Annotated in this window: 17 protein-coding genes; 8 read left to right on the forward strand and 9 right to left on the reverse strand. The window is 45.0% G+C overall.

The window, feature by feature from the left end; genetic code table 11:
• Positions 1 to 40 precede the first annotated feature (40 nt).
• Complete coding sequence (rpoE, locus tag ACTRWF_RS17280; protein WP_012518957.1) at positions 41 to 619, reverse strand: RNA polymerase sigma factor RpoE; 579 nt, start codon at positions 617 to 619, stop codon at positions 41 to 43.
• A 197-nt stretch (positions 620 to 816) separates the two neighbouring features.
• Here rpoE and nadB point away from each other — a divergent pair, with 197 nt between their 5' ends.
• Positions 817 to 2,502, forward strand: coding sequence for an L-aspartate oxidase (gene nadB / locus ACTRWF_RS17285; protein WP_020743931.1), 1,686 nt, complete (start codon positions 817 to 819; stop codon positions 2,500 to 2,502).
• A 73-nt stretch (positions 2,503 to 2,575) separates the two neighbouring features.
• Here nadB and ACTRWF_RS17290 read toward each other — a convergent pair whose 3' ends face one another.
• The 3 genes from ACTRWF_RS17290 to ACTRWF_RS17300 are packed head-to-tail and all read right to left on the reverse strand — an operon-like array spanning position 2,576 to position 4,248.
• Complete coding sequence (locus ACTRWF_RS17290) at positions 2,576 to 3,451, reverse strand: MaoC family dehydratase (protein WP_287150776.1); 876 nt, start codon at positions 3,449 to 3,451, stop codon at positions 2,576 to 2,578.
• A 4-nt stretch (positions 3,452 to 3,455) separates the two neighbouring features.
• Positions 3,456 to 3,947 (reverse strand): hypothetical protein, encoded by a 492-nt coding sequence (locus ACTRWF_RS17295; RefSeq protein WP_462835932.1) that lies wholly within the window; start codon positions 3,945 to 3,947, stop codon positions 3,456 to 3,458.
• Positions 3,948 to 3,996: 49 nt separating this feature from the next.
• Complete coding sequence (locus tag ACTRWF_RS17300; RefSeq protein WP_012517515.1) at positions 3,997 to 4,248, reverse strand: FAD assembly factor SdhE; 252 nt, start codon at positions 4,246 to 4,248, stop codon at positions 3,997 to 3,999.
• Positions 4,249 to 4,436: 188 nt separating this feature from the next.
• Between ACTRWF_RS17300 and ygfZ the strand changes: the two genes are divergently transcribed.
• Together ygfZ and ACTRWF_RS17310 are read left to right on the forward strand one after the other, a co-directional pair.
• The gene (gene ygfZ / locus ACTRWF_RS17305) at positions 4,437 to 5,480 is read left to right on the forward strand and encodes a CAF17-like 4Fe-4S cluster assembly/insertion protein YgfZ (protein ID WP_462835933.1); all 1,044 of its coding nucleotides are present in this window, start codon (positions 4,437 to 4,439) and stop codon (positions 5,478 to 5,480) included.
• 77 nt (positions 5,481 to 5,557) lie between these two features.
• A complete protein-coding gene (locus ACTRWF_RS17310; protein WP_012517512.1) occupies positions 5,558 to 6,043 on the forward strand; it encodes an FKBP-type peptidyl-prolyl cis-trans isomerase in 486 nt (161 codons plus the stop codon).
• A gap of 99 nt (positions 6,044 to 6,142) precedes the next feature.
• Here ACTRWF_RS17310 and ACTRWF_RS17315 read toward each other — a convergent pair whose 3' ends face one another.
• Positions 6,143 to 6,481, reverse strand: a complete 339-nt coding sequence (locus ACTRWF_RS17315; protein ID WP_012517511.1) for a P-II family nitrogen regulator — start codon at positions 6,479 to 6,481, stop codon at positions 6,143 to 6,145.
• A 2-nt stretch (positions 6,482 to 6,483) separates the two neighbouring features.
• Entirely contained in the window at positions 6,484 to 7,320 is an 837-nt protein-coding gene (gene nadE / locus ACTRWF_RS17320; protein WP_012517510.1) for an ammonia-dependent NAD(+) synthetase, read from the reverse strand.
• 462 nt (positions 7,321 to 7,782) lie between these two features.
• Between nadE and ACTRWF_RS17325 the strand changes: the two genes are divergently transcribed.
• Positions 7,783 to 8,364, forward strand: coding sequence for a GspH/FimT family pseudopilin (locus tag ACTRWF_RS17325; RefSeq protein WP_462835934.1), 582 nt, complete (start codon positions 7,783 to 7,785; stop codon positions 8,362 to 8,364).
• Positions 8,365 to 8,471: 107 nt separating this feature from the next.
• On the opposite strand, the gene ACTRWF_RS17330 is transcribed toward ACTRWF_RS17325, so the two are convergent.
• Positions 8,472 to 8,864, reverse strand: coding sequence for a type IV pilin protein (locus tag ACTRWF_RS17330; protein ID WP_278383064.1), 393 nt, complete (start codon positions 8,862 to 8,864; stop codon positions 8,472 to 8,474).
• A gap of 78 nt (positions 8,865 to 8,942) precedes the next feature.
• Here ACTRWF_RS17330 and ACTRWF_RS17335 point away from each other — a divergent pair, with 78 nt between their 5' ends.
• From ACTRWF_RS17335 to ACTRWF_RS17350, 4 genes are read left to right on the forward strand one after another with little or no spacing between them, the layout of a single operon-like run.
• Positions 8,943 to 9,497: a prepilin-type N-terminal cleavage/methylation domain-containing protein gene (locus ACTRWF_RS17335; RefSeq protein ID WP_278383063.1), complete on the forward strand. Its 555-nt coding sequence runs from the start codon at positions 8,943 to 8,945 to the stop codon at positions 9,495 to 9,497.
• Complete coding sequence (locus tag ACTRWF_RS17340) at positions 9,491 to 10,120, forward strand: prepilin-type N-terminal cleavage/methylation domain-containing protein (protein ID WP_462835935.1); 630 nt, start codon at positions 9,491 to 9,493, stop codon at positions 10,118 to 10,120. Before ACTRWF_RS17335 ends, ACTRWF_RS17340 begins: the two co-directional genes overlap by 7 nt.
• Positions 10,110 to 11,012 (forward strand): hypothetical protein, encoded by a 903-nt coding sequence (locus ACTRWF_RS17345; protein ID WP_462835936.1) that lies wholly within the window; start codon positions 10,110 to 10,112, stop codon positions 11,010 to 11,012. The genes ACTRWF_RS17340 and ACTRWF_RS17345 overlap by 11 nt, the downstream gene beginning before the upstream one ends.
• The gene (locus tag ACTRWF_RS17350) at positions 10,999 to 11,337 is read left to right on the forward strand and encodes a type IV pilus modification PilV family protein (protein WP_024016598.1); all 339 of its coding nucleotides are present in this window, start codon (positions 10,999 to 11,001) and stop codon (positions 11,335 to 11,337) included. Before ACTRWF_RS17345 ends, ACTRWF_RS17350 begins: the two co-directional genes overlap by 14 nt.
• A 37-nt stretch (positions 11,338 to 11,374) precedes the next feature.
• Here ACTRWF_RS17350 and ACTRWF_RS17355 read toward each other — a convergent pair whose 3' ends face one another.
• Both ACTRWF_RS17355 and ACTRWF_RS17360 read right to left on the reverse strand, forming a co-directional pair.
• A complete protein-coding gene (locus ACTRWF_RS17355; RefSeq protein WP_012517503.1) occupies positions 11,375 to 11,839 on the reverse strand; it encodes a type IV pilin protein in 465 nt (154 codons plus the stop codon).
• Between the two features lie 2 nt (positions 11,840 to 11,841).
• Positions 11,842 to 15,909: a PilC/PilY family type IV pilus protein gene (locus tag ACTRWF_RS17360; protein ID WP_462835937.1), complete on the reverse strand. Its 4,068-nt coding sequence runs from the start codon at positions 15,907 to 15,909 to the stop codon at positions 11,842 to 11,844.
• Positions 15,910 to 15,914: the final 5 nt, after the last annotated feature.

Genomic DNA, 15,914 nt, shown 5'->3' on the forward strand with positions numbered 1-15,914 from the left:
AGAAAAAAGAAAGTTCACCTTTTTTTGATTTTATTTCTTTTTAATTCTCTAACAGCGGCTGAATAACTTTATCTATCGCTTCGCGAGCCCTAAAAATACGTGATCTCACAGTGCCAACAGGACACGACATTACGTTTGCGATTTCTTCATAACTCAACCCTTCAATTTCGCGCAATGTTATCGCCATGCGCAAATCATCGGGCAATTTCTCTACCACTTTAAAAAGGGTTTCTTCAATTTCTTCAGATAACAAGCTTCTTTCTGGCGTAGACTGCTCTTTTAACGCATCACTGCCTTCGTAAAAATCAGCTTCGTCGGCATCGACATCACTGGCCGGTGGCTTGCGACCTTGAGATACAAGATAGTTCTTGGCGCTATTTACCGCAATGCGATATAGCCAAGTATAAAATGCACTGTCACCACGAAAATTAGGTAAGGCACGGTATGCTTTAATAAACGCTTCTTGCGTTACATCAGCAACGTCACCGGTGTTTTTCACATAGCGAGAAACGAGATGCATAACTTTGTGTTGGTAACGTGTTACCAACAAGTTGAACGCATTTTTATCGCCCCGCTGTACTTTTTCGACCAGTTGTTGGTCGGTTATCTGCTCGCTCATTCGAGCCATTACTCCCTACTTCAACTACACAATAGCTCTAACAAGCATGTGTATAGACGCGTTCTTTTTACAAAAGTTCGGTAAAACCATTAAATATTTTAAAAAATGCTCAACTGTGTGCTTAAGAATGTTTGTGTTTTGCCTCTCATCCTTTAGACTTGCCGAACCTTTGCTCGTTTGAATTGATATAAAAATACATGAAATCTGTATCGTCTTCACTAACTTCCACATCAAATGCAATAGAACACCGTTGTGACGTATTGATTATTGGGAGTGGCGCGGCAGGATTAAGCTTAGCATTAAAGCTTGCCGACCATTGTCAGGTAATTGTACTTAGTAAAAGTGACCGCAACGAGGGCTCTACCCGTTATGCGCAAGGTGGCATTGCGGCGGTATTTGACGAGCAAGACTCAATAGACGCCCACGTTACCGACACATTAGCCGCAGGTGCAGGCCTTTGTGAAGAGCCAGCTGTACGTTTTACTGCCGAGCGGGCGAAGTCTTCGCTTGAATGGCTAATTGGCTACGGCGTGCCATTTGATACAGAAAAAAGTGAGTCTGGCGAAGAGCGCTTCCACCTTACCCGTGAAGGGGGACATAGCCACAGACGTATCCTTCATGCAGCCGATGCAACAGGTGAAGCACTTCAAATCACCCTTAATGATGCCGTCTCTACCCATCCCAATATTCATGTGTTCGAGCGCTACAATGCCATTGACCTTATTCCCTCTAAAGAAGAGAAGAATAGCATTGTGGGCGCCTATGTATGGAATAGACAACAAGAGCATGTAGAAGTAATTCGTGCGCCATTTGTTGCATTGGCGACGGGTGGCGGGAGCAAAGTATACCAATATACGTCAAATCCTGACGTTTCCAGCGGTGATGGTATCGCGATGGCGTGGCGTGCGGGTTGTCGCGTAGCGAATATGGAATTCAATCAGTTCCACCCTACTTGCTTATACCACCCGCAAGCGCGAAACTTTCTTATTACCGAAGCGCTGCGCGGCGAAGGCGCAAATTTGTGTCATGCAGACGGCACACGCTTTATGCACAAGTTCGACGAGCGAGGTGATTTGGCACCGCGTGACGTAGTCGCCCGAGCGATTGACTATGAAATGAAGCGACTAGGCGCCGATTGCATGTACTTAGACATCAGTCACAAACCTGCCGACTTTATCGTGAAGCACTTTCCGAATATCTATCGCAAATGCCGCTCCTTAGGTATTGATATTACGCGGGAACCCATCCCCGTTGTGCCTGCAGCTCACTATAGCTGCGGTGGTGTTATTACTGATTTTAACGCTAAGACTGATTTAAACAATGTATACGCGATTGGTGAAGTGGCTTATACAGGTTTGCACGGCGCAAACAGGATGGCGTCGAACTCATTGCTTGAATGTGTAGTATTTGCTAGCGCTGCCGCTGAAGACATTATAAAAAAATTACCTAGCGCAGACTGTGAAGAGTCGATTGCGCCTTGGGACGAAAGCCAGGTATCTAACTCTGACGAAGAAGTTATCATTCAGCATAACTGGCACGAATTGCGTCTTTTTATGTGGGACTATGTGGGTATTGTTCGTACCGACAAACGGCTTGAACGGGCGATGCGCCGTATAAAGCTGCTCGAACAAGAAATTGCCGAATATTATGCACACTTTAGAGTGAGCAATAATTTGCTCGAATTACGTAACTTAGTAACGGTTGCCGAGCTCATCGTTCGTTGCGCTATGGCAAGAAAAGAAAGCCGCGGGCTGCACTTTAACCTTGACCACCCTGAGCAGATAAACAATCCAACGCCTACTATTCTCATTCCGAGAAAGCAGCTTTCAGGTGCCGATGTGGGTTCGTTAATTACCCACGACAGCTTTTGTGATGCTGACTAGCACAACCAAGGAATGCGCCTTGGTGATATTGCATTTAATACGCTTTCGGTAAACGCCAACAGGAGTAGATGACCTACTCCTTGGTAGTAAATGCGAGGCTGGCAGATAAATGCACTACGTTGTCATTACCGTCTGTAACATCAAGGAACACACTGGCTTCTGTTTTGCAGTGCTGCTGAATATGTAATTCATTTGGCAAGAAAACGGGCTTCTTAAAGCGACAGCTTACCTCGCTCACCGTTAACGCCTCGGCATTGTCTTGGTGGCTAACAAATGCGGAAACCGCCTGCGACAATGTCCACATGCCATGGGCAATTGCCTGTTTAAAACCGAACGCTTTTGCCGAAATAGTAGATAAGTGAATGGGATTATAGTCACCTGATAGTTTGGCATAGCGACGACCAGTGTTGGCATGTGCACAAATTTCACCAATCAACACTCTGTCGTGCATATCGCAATCATCATGCATGTCGCTTTTTACAGCAAGCGGCGCTACGTGAACCGCTTTTACTTTCACCAAATAACTACTTATAGCACGATAGACAAGTTGGCCCGATTGAAGCGCTTCTAGCATGACGTCCACTTCCCACCCGCGACTGTGCGGCCTAACATCGTAAAAGCGCACTCGACACTCAAAGGGCTCACTTAGATTACAGTGCTCCACCACCGTCACCTTGTTGGCAGCATGAATGAGACCGAGCAGTGGAAAAGGGCTTTGCTTATCAAGCAAGCACTGCATCTGCAAAGGTAATGATAACATTTGCAAATAAAGTGGATGAGGATGCTGACTCTGCGGCCAGTCAACTTCTTGGCAAAACGTGCCATAATGGGCGTTATCTATCGTTAATGTTTTCGTATAGATGCGCTGCGGCAGCGTAGGCGGTTTGAATTGCATTAACTGCCGAGCATCAACACGTTTGAATAACGCTTTAGTGTACTCACGAAACATCTATTTAATTCCTTGAATGCGTTGCTTTTCTAGCCAAAATTATGGCTCGTGCAAGGCGTCGATAGTCTGCCTCACAGCACTCACCTTTTAAAACCCAAGCTAAGTGGTTATGGTCTCTTTCAAACCATTTCCGTTTGTGGCGCAGTACGTTAATGCACAATCCCCACGCAAAGAGCTGCGAAGCATGGTGAATTTTCATAGCGGTACCCGCTTCTTTTGCCTCACGCAAAGTATGACTTAGCAAGTGGTTCTGCGTATAGAAACAACTGCGATTATTTGCCGCGTTATCATCGCCAACCACTCGAATAACGCCATCGCTTGAAAGCGAAAGTGCGTATTGAACAGGTAAGACATTGCGGCTAAGCACATCATAAAGACGCCAAGAAAACCACGATACTATTGCTATAGATACAAAGATTAACGTGACCGGGAAGTTTATCCACGTCCAAAGATATTGGGGGAGACTCAACATGGCAGCGTAAAAGCACACCGCCACACACGCCTCCCCCATTAAGGGCCTTAACTTATAACCGCTGATTTTAATTCTATGCTTTAACACGGTTCACAATGGTTGCTACCATCGCAGCGAACTCAGGGTCTTCACACTTTTGATGCCCCATTATCCAAGCAAAGAGATCGGGGTCGTCACTGGTCAGTAGCCGTTCAAATGTTTCTTGTTCTTCGTAGCTAAGAGAGTCAAACGCTTCTTCAACGAAAGGCAGTAATAGTACATCTAATTCCAGCATACCTCTGCGGCATGCCCATTTTAAGCGGGCTAATCTTTTTGGTTCAAACATATGTCTTTCTTACCGTTTTTTATTCGATATCAATAATACCATGCCCTGTATAGCGGGATCACTGCTCTTTTGGTCTGATAAAGAAACTAAATAGAACTTAATCTACGTATAATCGTGCACTTTACCCTTGAATAATGATGGTTTTGCCATACCTTGACTAAATACAGTTAAACGAATAAGTGGTGAACATGACCTCTATTGCATCATTACACGAGCTTCCCGACGAATTCATAGTTGATCTTTCAGATACCATGGTGATTTCATTGGAAGGCGAACAAGCCGACAGCTATTTGCACGGCCAAATCACGGTGAATATCAATAAGCTTGATGATAAGTCGGCGCGGCACTTCGCACACTGTGATAACAAAGGTAAAACCTGGTCTACGGGTTATGTCACACGCCATTTAAGCAAATTGCTACTGGTGGCTAATAATGATGCGGGCAATCACTCATTAGCACAACTTAATAAATATGGGGTTTTCTCCAAAGTAGATATTTTAGATGATACGCCAAACTACAGTGCTTATTTCCTGTCGCTAAAAGCGGCGAAGAATAGCGGTGTAACGTCTGTCCTTTCAAAAATGTTTGATGTGACAGACTTAGAAGCGCTGCTAGATACCCAACACGGTGATAACCACGCGCTTCAAAAGATAGAGAGTGAAAGCGGTCTACTGTTTACAGCGAACACTGCCCAAGAGGGTTTTGTATTGCTTCTAAACAAAGGCGCGCAGCAACTGGTTGAAGAAGTGAACACCCAATCAATTCCTTGCTATCCCGCCGTTGTATTTAACGCCATTCAGATTAAAAGTGTCCACGCCATGCTTCAAAAAGAAGCAGTAGGTGAATACATTCCACAAATGATTAATGTGCAAGCGCTTAACGGCATCGACTTTGACAAAGGCTGCTATATGGGCCAAGAAGTTGTTGCCCGTACTCGCTTTCTTGGCAAAAACAAGCGCGCCGCGTTCAGCTTCAAATTAGAAGGTAAAGTTGACGTCACCCCTGGCGATGCCCTTGAAAAGCAGTTAGGCGAGAATTGGCGGGTTGCAGGTAAAATAATCGATGTGGCTATATTGGACAACGAAACGTGGTTCATTGCCGTGCTCAGCAATGATACAACGCCTGAAGATTTACACAGACTGGCTGAAAATGACGCTATTACCTGTTACCCTAACGCCTTGCCGTACAGTATTGAGCAACAAGCTAGCAATATTGTGAAAAAACGTCGCTAAGCAGTATTTTTACTGCATTTCATTCATTGCCCTATTTTCAATGATAGTTTTGGAATAGGGCCGATATAGGATTTGTTATGACAATTACTTCTGACAGCGTTGTAACGCTACACTACACCGTATCTACCGAAGACGGCACAACGCTAGACTCTTCAGAAGGGAAATCTCCGCTAGTTGTGTTATTAGGTCGCCGTTTCTTAATTGAAGGGCTTGAAGACGCGCTAATCGGTAAAACAAAAGAAGATAGCTTCAACGTTTCTGTTGACCCAGAAAAGGCCTACGGTGAACGTGTTGATGAGCTAGTTCAAACAGTACCTCGCTCTATGTTTGAAGGTATGGATGTGGAAGTTGGTATGTCTTTTCGTGCAACCACACCTCAGGGCGAGCAATCTGTCATTATCATTGAAACCACAGACGAAGAAGTGGTTGTTGATGGTAATCACCCACTAGCAGGTATTCCGCTTACATTTGATGTAACCGTTGTTGATGTGCGTGAAGCTACGAAAGAAGAACTAGAGCATGGCCATGTTCACGGTGAAGGTGGCTGCGGTCACGACCACTAATTGCGCCTTTTCACCAAAATCGAATAAGGTGATTTTTCAAAACTAAAAAGGGAGCGTTCTGCTCCCTTTTTTAATGGAAAATGCTAACCGGTTAGTGTTTTAGATAGCGTCTTCGTTCTGCTCGCCAGTTCGAATGCGTACCGCACTCTCTACACTGTAAACGAAAATTTTCCCATCGCCAATTTTGCCTGTTTTAGCCGATGACTGAATGGCTTCAACCGCTTGTTCAACGCGATCGTCATCCAGTACTAATTCAATTTTAATCTTTGGAAGGAAGTCAACTTGGTACTCGGCACCGCGATAAAGCTCAGTATGGCCTTTCTGACGACCAAAACCTTTCACTTCTGACACAGTCATCCCTGCGATACCTACTTCAGCTAGCGCTTCCCTAACATCGTCCATTTTGAACGGTTTAATGATAGCTTCAATTTTTTTCATGACTACAACTCATCGTAAATTGTTGGAATTGGCACACGTTTATGTTGTGTGCGCTCATAAATATAGAGCAATTTCTCTTCCACTTCTGCAGAAACGTGTTTGCCTTCTAAGAAATCATCGATTTGATCGTAAGACATCCCTAGCGCTTGCTCATCGGCTTTTTGCGGAGAAAGGCTTTCCAAATCGGCTGTAGGCGCTTTTGTAATAACGTTGTGGGGTGCACCTAAATGGGCAGCGACTGCACGCACTTGGCGCTTACTCAACCCAAACAGAGGTGCCAAGTCACACGCACCATCTCCGTATTTGGTGTAAAAGCCTGTAATATTTTCAGCAGAATGATCAGTGCCTAGCACCAAACCGTCTACCATGCCTGCAATTTCGTACTGAATAACCATACGAGTGCGCGCCTTAACATTGCCTTTTACAAAGTCTTGCTTTGCTTCACTTTCAGGAAGAAGATTAGCATCTGATAAAGCCTGTGATGTGGACGCATGAATAGCATCAGCACCTGGCTTTACGTTTACTGCAATGGAATGGGTGGGCTGAATAAAGTCGATAGACTTTTGCGCATCTTCTTCGTCAGCTTGTGTATCGTAAGGCAAACGAACCGCAATGAACTGATAGGTTTCGTGATGCTCTTCATTCAATTCATCTACTGCCAATTGGGCTAAACGGCCCAGCGTACATGAATCAATACCCCCACTGATACCAAGTACCAGAGAATTTAAGCCTGAAGTAAGCAACTGCTTTTTGATAAACGAGACTCGACGTGCAACTTCATATTCCACGTCAATTTCAGGCAGCACTTTCATTTCATCAATAACTGCTTGTTTTTGCATTATAATATCCACGTATTTTTGAGGCGTCCTGGAACTCGATTCTACGACAATATCACTACAGATGTTAGTGGTATCCTCGTATCAATTAGGAATACCTTGACCTTCATCAGCCACAGTCAGGTCAGCTTATCGTTTTTTTATGTTGAAACATCGGTACTCTCCGTGGAAGGCCATTAACCATAAGGCGTATGGTCAAATATGCGATAACACGGTAAAACATACCTTTGCCGTTGCGTTTTAGTTTACCCTAAAATAACGAGGAGTAGCGCACATTTATGCCGCTGTATCATTACATTGAAGATAGAAAGCGTTAGCCTAGCTCTCGTTCTCTTAGGTGAGTGTTAACACAGAGCTAAATTGCGCGCGTACTATCGCAGTTAATAAAAAAGGTCGACCCATAGCTTATAAAACGTATTACGTACTGTATTTACGAGTAAACCATTGAAAATTAGCGTTCAAATTATGACAACACAAAGGCAAATAAAAAGACCTCACCCAGCATTAACCCAAGCAGGACTTACCCTGCTAGAAATGCTGGTCGCGGTAGCAGTACTTGCCATTATTCTTACCACGGTTGCGCCGGGCATTCAGAATATAATCATCAAAAATAGAATCACTGCTGACTTGAACAACTTAAGTGCCGTTGCTCAGCGTGCTAGGTTCAACGCAGTAGACGAACAAACCAGCGTGACCCTTTGTCCAACAACTAATTACACGGCCTGCACCAATAATTGGAAAAATGCCAAAATGGTATTTGTTGACGCTAACGGAAATGGCAGCCGAGATAATAGCGAGGCGCTTATTATCGCAAGTGACCCACTTAATACTGCAAATGCGGTTTACGGCATCACGGGGAGCTTAGTATTTGACGAACAAGGGGGGATAAATAGAGCGGCGACGATTACCCTATGTCCTAGCGATAACAATGCGGATTATGCATCTGCTCTTTTACTTTCCCTTTATGGAAGAATTTCAGTGGCTGTAGATAGCAACGGAGATGATATAAAAGAAGACCTTGCTGGTGATAATTTAGCCTGCAGCTAACCCGTTTGTATTTATTCTATTTACACCTTTTTTTCGTGGCTTTTTTCGTCGCCTTAACAGTTACTATTTTATCGACTAGGCTGTGCATAAAAGTAAAGTCTCATCATTTACCAACAGCTTTTAGGTGACAGCGCCGTTTCACTAATTTTTATTGTTCGACAGCTATCGTTTGCATCCTTAAACAAAAAAGTGGCAACAACCTCATATCCGCTACCTTGGTGATTAATTTGACTAAAACTGACGTTTTGAACGTCAGCTTGTGGTAGCGCACTTAACGGAAGATAAAGACCGGTTTCAAGCCAACTTCTCGATTGTATTGCCTGTATAGAGAGTAAGTAGGCCTTAACTTTATTCGTTTGGCTTAACTGCCAACTTGAATTAACGGCCGATGTAGCGGCAACACTCAAAATCCCCACTATCGCCATTGTTATCAGCGCCTCCACAAGCGTGAAACCTATTATAAGATACCGCTTGCCACCCTTTTTGTAATTCCCTTCCATGGTACAGCTTTCTCTTAATCAGTTATTCGATACATTGAGCCTATCAACTTACTCCCAACGCTTTAACTGGACTTACGCATGGCTTTTCACCTATCGAATGGGAAAGTAAAACAGACTCACACACTTAACATGGTTATGGGGTTTACTCTGTTGGAGGTACTCATTGCGGTTTTACTTTTAAGCATATTGTCTATGATAGCCGCCCCCTCTTTTCAGCGATGGCAAGAGCGCCATGCTTTCAAGCATTTTGCTACCCATTTTGCGAACTTAGCAAGACATGCACGCATTTACGCGCTCACTCATAAAAAGCCTTTTTACCTCATTGCAAAAGTGGAAAATACGCACTGCGTAATGATAAGTGATGACGAAAACTGTACCTGCTCGACACACCAAAGTTGCGCAGTCAATGACGCTGCTTATTGGGAGCCTCCTACGCAATGGAGCACTCAACTTGCTACCTTAAACGGTACAGACAAAACTGTTGCTTTCAATCAGCATGGTACGCTGAACTTTGGTAGCAACACCACCTTCACGCTAGCTAGTCAGCACTTTAACGGAAAAGTGACAATTAACGCGCTGGGGCGAGTGAAACTATGCAGCGTGCAAAGCGTTGTTGGTGTTGCGTCATGTTAAAACAACGACAAAGCTCGAACAGTGCGAGTGGCTTCAGCATTACCGAACTTATGGTGGCGTGTGCTTTATCAGGCTTGCTGATCGCCGCTGTTAGCACGTATGCGGCTCAGTCTCACATTGACTTAGCTTCGCTACAACACGCCACCAGCATAGAAGAAGACATGCGTGCCGTGCAAAGTACTATCTCACGACATTTAAGCCGGGCGGGCTTCATCCAACATACCAATGTACTTACACCGTTCATTTCACTTCAAAACAATAATAATGGCTTGTCGAACGTTGCAATTAGTCAGCGTGTGGGCGAGCCACCTAATAGCTGTATAACCTTTTCTTACGACAAAAATGGTGATGGCTTAATCTCTGCGTCCCAAGGAGAGTTTTTTGGCTACCGCCTTCACGATAAGGCAATAGAATACCGAGTGGGCGGAAAAACATGCCTGCAAGGCGGATGGTTTGATTTGACCGACCCTCAAACGGTTAAAGTTACGCAGTTTAGTGCGAACTTACTACACCAAAGCAGTTGGGGAGCAGCCTATGAGATTGTTATAGCGTTAAAGAGCGCCATTAACCCAGTCGTGGAGAGTGAAGAAAAATTTGTAATTGAGGTAGCCAATGACGGTTAGAAAAGGCACAGGGTTCTTAGCTGTTAGCTCAAGCCGCACTCACTTGCAACAAGGTATGGCCGTACTCACCATTGTGGCCATACTGCTTAGCGCAATTACTTTCGCTACCTTAAGCACGTCTCAAAAGGTCCAGCAATACTACGCGATAGAAAAAGTAAGACAGCACACTGAAAACTCACAAGTCATGCTTAAACAGCATATTAGAGGTATAGCAAGTGCGCTACGTACACAAAGCGTGTCCAGTGTGTTAAATACAATAAACAACACTAACTTCTTGACGACAATACAGGTTGACGAACTAGAGGGTGCGCAGCACCAGCCCCTTACTCACTATGAAATAAGCGTATCTCACGATACAGAAAACATTAAGTACAAGGCAAAGTTTCTTCGCTACCCTGCTCTTTTAAGAATTCCAACGCCAGCCCAACAATTTTCGTGGGACAGTGAGTTAACCCAATGGTTATTCAATCGTGACGTGACAGCGCTGAGCGCTGACTTTTTTCCCAGTAGCATAACAGCCACCCAGTGCCACAATATAGTGCCTGCAAGTATATACTGGATCGATGGCAACTGCGTTTTAGATAGCAGCGCTCTGTCTCATAGCTCAAATTCACAGCCCACGTTACTGTTCGTTGTAAATGGTGATGTGAGCCTTAGCGCGAATACGCACTTTTATGGGCTTATTGTCATGCTTTCAACAACATCTTCTAGCTATACGCTAAACGTGAGCGCTTCAGCAACTGTTACTGGTGCTTATGTCTCTAACGCCCCTATTTACAGCAATATTAATGGCATTGTAGCTCCCTCACCTGCCCTGCTAAAAACGCTGCAGGCACACACCGCTTTGGCAAAAATTATTCCCATTCCAGGAACTTGGTATGACATTGATTAAAAAGCGACACGTAACGGAAGGCCTGATAGGGTCCCCCCACTGCCAGTACGATTTAAATAGGGTAAGGACACGGTATTTTGCTCACAGAGGCGGGACGCTAGTAGAGGTACTAGTTGCGCTGGTTATTTTCATGAGTACCAGCACTTATTTACTGTCCAGCAAAATCGACGCGTTAGGGCTTTGGCAGGCTACCCTTGATAAACGAACGAATCAAACCCTGGCGACGAACGCGGCGCGACTAGCCTACACACAAGATAATGTAGAGCAGCATTGGGGCGACATTGCGATATTTGGTATACCTACCCCCCGACCAAATGGACCCTAGAGAAAAAGGGGTGCTACGAAGGTCGACTCTGAGAACGTTAACAAGACCAGCAATATTCGCTGGATTCTAGGCTACCATTGTTGTTCTTATCCCAGCCTTTTCTCCCATCGCTGAAATAAAACAGCGCGCCGTCTGTGGCTTGGGCCGAACCCGACACCGGCGTGGCTTTAAGTTCATAGGCAGTAGCACTAGCTGCAACAATAGACAGTGTATAACGCTTATTCGCTTGTGGTTCGGAAGACGGAGAGTAGGATGCAAAAATAGCGGGCGCCCCTGTGTTTGCTCCCCCACTTGCTGCTCCTTCATAGCTAAATGAGCCATTGTGGTGGCGCTCCATTGCCGAAGCAAAGCCCAATAAGTCTGCCTGCCCAGTACCGCGATACCCATCTGCGATAACTCCTTGGTATGAGGGGTAGGCTATCGCGGCGATAATACCGACAATAGCCACAACGATCATGAGTTCTATAAGTGAAAAACCCTGTTGAGATACTTTCGTTTTCATGATTACTCTCTTTCCGTTTCAGAATGCCAACTGCCGCGCTGAATGCGTTCGAAACGGCCATAGATATTTTCAGCTAAACATTCAAATGCATTGACGCAATCAACATCATTGCCGTCTTCATCCACTTCTATTACTGCAGACGCGCACTCGGTACCTAAACATACTACGGGGCTTACAATATCTTCGATTAGGATTTTCGTTTCTGCCGCTATACCCGTTTGTTTTAAATCAGCGGAGCGATCCTCTCCATTCACTTCACCATCGTTGTTGACATCGGTTACTGCATTACCGTTAAACATACTGACGAGATACGCGCGGCTGTTGCCTGTAGGCGGCGCACAGGCACTGGTACTACTCTCAGCAGGTACGTAGGTGGTAAAGAACACCTTGTAATCAATAATGAGCGGTGAAGACAGCACTTTTTCACCGTTGATTGTTAGATTTAGATACCAACCGGCTTTATTCGCGAAGGTTTGAGAAGCAAGTGCTCGCTCACTCTCATCGCTACTATTTAGGGCATGACTGGTGGCGTTATACATATCTGATTCAGTTACTGTACTCATGTAAGTGTAATTACCGTTAGTATCGCGGTTGAATACGCCACTGTCTTTGAGCATATAGAAATTATCTTCTACTACCGTATCTAAAGGAGATGCACGCCATCCGCTGCCTAGCGCTATGCCATAATATAACTCATCGCCCAATGCGACTTCCGTGACATCAGGGCCATAATAGAAACGGCGGTTTGTTTCTTCTGTATCACCACCAAAATCAGCAAGACGTTCCCCTTTGATAAAGTCTGCCCCAGACTCACCATTGTAGATGTCCAAGCGGAATAATTGTCCGCCTGTATCGGAAACATACATGTGGTCAGCGAACCCATCATTGTCCCTGTCGATGACAGAAATACGCCCTGGCACACTGTACGTCATATTACTAAGGTTCAAGTCTGCATCTTCGTTACTCGCATGCCACAGTAAGCTTCCGGTATCTGCATCGAACATAAACACGGCGTTGCCCATCACATCACTCGCTCTTACAGAGCGATCATCCTGCGCGTCGTCGTAACCACCACCTATAATCATGACGTTTTTAACCTGCCCCCCCATATTTACTTTAGTAATAGTAGGTCTAGACCAGGTTTGCCCTAGTTTCGCAAGGGTACCTGCCCCACCTTCTATTTTGAATTTAAGCTTCGGAGAATCTTTTTGTGTAACGTCAAATACATAGTAATTACGACCGCCTCGACGCATACCTACGTAAAGGTATTTTTTATCATCGACGGTTCGTAAAATCATGTCGCCATCTAGGCCATATTCATGCTCTAACGTGGGTGTGTCCTTATAAAAATGGTGCAAATTCTGCAGTAACTCTTTTGGCATGATGGCAAAATTCTCTTCCCCGCTTGAAGTATCGAAAGAATGCAGCATCCCCTGGTTAGTTGCGACGAAAATAGCGGAGTCGTTGGAGCCATAATTAACGATAATAGGCTGAGAGTGGATAGGATCTCCCATTTGCGTTCGGTAGTCGCTAGTACTGCCATCACCATTACTGTCTTTTACATCTACGCCTCTCGCCCACTTTAAAATGGCATCTCTCAAGTCGTCCGCATCGGTTTCACCTTGAATAGCTAGATCAGCGTTGGTGATGCTTGTGTTGTCTTCATGCAGCGCGTTTGCACTACTTGCAATGGTGCCAGCTCCGTCAAAGACATAGATATTTCTGTTTGCTCCCAAACGGCTAGATGCGCCGCCTTCACTTACTTCACTACCATCAGCCAGCGTTGACCAGTAGCTATGTGCGTTTTCTGTAAAGAACCCTGTTTCGCTGTCTACGGCATTTAAGCTATTTTTGTCGAGAATTTTATCGCCGCTTAAGCGGTAGCGTTTTAAATTACCCGGCCACATTGCGCCCTCGCTTGGCTTAAATAAAGCAAAGTAAAGCTCATCTCTGTGTGTAAGACGGTTAAGTTGGTTTACCGCCACGCCAGGCGAAACAAAGGTAGCATTAACGTCTTTTACTGAACGTAAAATAGTGTTGAAGGCCTCTAAAAGGTCAGTACTGTTGTCTGCTTGATAAAAACCACCGCCGCTTTGCAGCGCCAGTTGGTTTAGGAAGTTATTTGCGGTGTTATTAGCCGCAAACCCTATTGTATGGGTAATAACCCTGGGACCAATTACGGATGTCGAGGTATCGCTAATATTTCTAACCAGATCCAAGCCACACTTTTCTCCACCATTTCCCGTACAGCTTTGACCCAGTAAGGTTTGGATTTTCGAAACGCTATGATTGTTATTGGCTTCACCGTCAGATAGCAGCACAATATGATTATTGGTTTGGCACTGTAAGTCAGACACCGGAGATATGTAAGTTGCAGGCGTCGGGATTTGTTCGGTGATACAGTCACTGTCAGATAGGTTATCTTCGGTACACCCCCACGGTAAAATAGAATCAGCCCCTAAATAAGAACTGCGATGGCTCACTCGCGTGCTTCGTCTTACAGACCAATTCACGTCGTTTTCGCCACGCTTTCGCCCATAGTCAACGCTTCTACCACCATAATAATTGGCCGCTTCCAATAGCGTATCCACAATTGGAGTAAAGCCATTTGCACTTAATTCATCTATTTTACTGACTAGATGTTCACGCACGGTAGCCGACGCACCTGGGGTAGCAGCGCCATTAAATTTAACGATAAGCTTTGGCGCCTTTGATGGCGAGTTGTAAGTGTGAGCACCGCGGTAAGAAACAAAGTTATCCATCACGAACGCCATATCATTACCAGATTGCCAACCAGAGCGGTCGACTATTTGCTTCACAATGCCACTTATGTCGGGCGTTCTATAGACGTAATTGTTATAAAAGTCGGGCATTGACCAAGTGATACCAGAGGTCTTAGGAAGGTTTCGTAGCCGGTAGCGTCGGTTCGGGTGAAAGTCTGATGCATCATCGTCAGCCACCCCGCGAATGCGCATACTCGGGTTGCCATACGTTCGGGTAGAGTAGGCAGTAAACTCTAAATAAGCGTCGGTTATAACTGCGCCCTGTGGAATATTTACATTTCTAAAACGTACACCAATATAGTCGTTGTAAGACGAATTAAAAGACAGTTCGCCCCCCGTATTTGGGTAGCCATTTACATCTTCTTCGGAATTATCTTTCGCATCAGCAACCTGATAGATCCCCTCGCCTTGCACGCACCCTGATGCTGTGGAATCGTCGTAGGATACAACTAACTGTGGCGCACCACTTTGCCCCACATCACTCGCTCTTACTTCACGTGCACTGGCCGGGTCTGCGCTTGTACCTTCAATCAAAATATTTATGTTTTTGCCACCACACCACGCTGATAAATCCACCACCTCTTGAATAACTGCACTTATATCAGGCGTGGTTATTACTTCGCCCGACGCAGGAAAGCTGTTGTCGGTTAACCACTCAATATTAGCTGCGGTTTTACTGCGTTCGCTAAGATTGTTGCTAGATAATGAAAAAGCGCTACTTGATGCTGAGGCTTCAGCTGATATCACCAGCGATGTGCCAGCCACATTGAATCTTTCAGACGTAAACCGAATGCTCGCATTTAAAATCGTCGCGCCCTGAGGGATATTTAATTCAGTAAAACGCAGTCCAGATGTTACCGTTTGGGTGCCGCTGCTTAAGATTAAATCATTACTATCTGTGGTCACACTTCCATTTATTTCATGGGCATCATGGTCGTCGTCATTGGTGGAAATGATAATTTCAGGCCGTACCGACTCATCAATATTGCGAACAGGGTATAGAATAGGGCCGCCGTAGTCAGAAAAGCGCATGAGCCCGGCATTGATATTCGTTGCTGAACTCAACGCCTCTTTGAGGGCATTTTGGACGCGAAGCATTCTTGTTTGGCTAGTGTTATCGTAATTACCCATACTGCCCGACGAGTCCATAATAAACAGTACGTTAGGATTGTAGGTTACCGCGTTACTGGCGTTTCCAAGGTAAATGTCTAGGTCATCACCAAAAGCGGAAAAACCGATACAGCTAAACAGCGAAATGGAAGCAAGGTAAGTTGTTAGTTTTTTCATTGTGA

It is taken from the genome of Alteromonas sp. G5_S2_22_S1, assembly GCF_054968525.1.

Coding starts and splice junctions, on each gene's coding strand:
- ACTRWF_RS17315 (WP_012517511.1), bottom strand. CDS start 6,481: ATGAAAAAAATTGAAGCTATCATTAAACCGTTCAAAATGGACGATGTT.
- nadB (WP_020743931.1), top strand. CDS start 817: ATGAAATCTGTATCGTCTTCACTAACTTCCACATCAAATGCAATAGAA.
- ACTRWF_RS17300 (WP_012517515.1), bottom strand. CDS start 4,248: ATGTTTGAACCAAAAAGATTAGCCCGCTTAAAATGGGCATGCCGCAGA.
- ACTRWF_RS17310 (WP_012517512.1), top strand. CDS start 5,558: ATGACAATTACTTCTGACAGCGTTGTAACGCTACACTACACCGTATCT.
- ACTRWF_RS17325 (WP_462835934.1), top strand. CDS start 7,783: ATGACAACACAAAGGCAAATAAAAAGACCTCACCCAGCATTAACCCAA.
- ACTRWF_RS17290 (WP_287150776.1), bottom strand. CDS start 3,451: ATGTTTCGTGAGTACACTAAAGCGTTATTCAAACGTGTTGATGCTCGG.
- ACTRWF_RS17330 (WP_278383064.1), bottom strand. CDS start 8,864: ATGGAAGGGAATTACAAAAAGGGTGGCAAGCGGTATCTTATAATAGGT.
- ygfZ (WP_462835933.1), top strand. CDS start 4,437: ATGACCTCTATTGCATCATTACACGAGCTTCCCGACGAATTCATAGTT.
- ACTRWF_RS17335 (WP_278383063.1), top strand. CDS start 8,943: ATGGCTTTTCACCTATCGAATGGGAAAGTAAAACAGACTCACACACTT.
- ACTRWF_RS17340 (WP_462835935.1), top strand. CDS start 9,491: ATGTTAAAACAACGACAAAGCTCGAACAGTGCGAGTGGCTTCAGCATT.
- rpoE (WP_012518957.1), bottom strand. CDS start 619: ATGAGCGAGCAGATAACCGACCAACAACTGGTCGAAAAAGTACAGCGG.
- ACTRWF_RS17345 (WP_462835936.1), top strand. CDS start 10,110: ATGACGGTTAGAAAAGGCACAGGGTTCTTAGCTGTTAGCTCAAGCCGC.
- ACTRWF_RS17355 (WP_012517503.1), bottom strand. CDS start 11,839: ATGAAAACGAAAGTATCTCAACAGGGTTTTTCACTTATAGAACTCATG.
- ACTRWF_RS17350 (WP_024016598.1), top strand. CDS start 10,999: ATGACATTGATTAAAAAGCGACACGTAACGGAAGGCCTGATAGGGTCC.
- ACTRWF_RS17360 (WP_462835937.1), bottom strand. CDS start 15,909: ATGAAAAAACTAACAACTTACCTTGCTTCCATTTCGCTGTTTAGCTGT.
- nadE (WP_012517510.1), bottom strand. CDS start 7,320: ATGCAAAAACAAGCAGTTATTGATGAAATGAAAGTGCTGCCTGAAATT.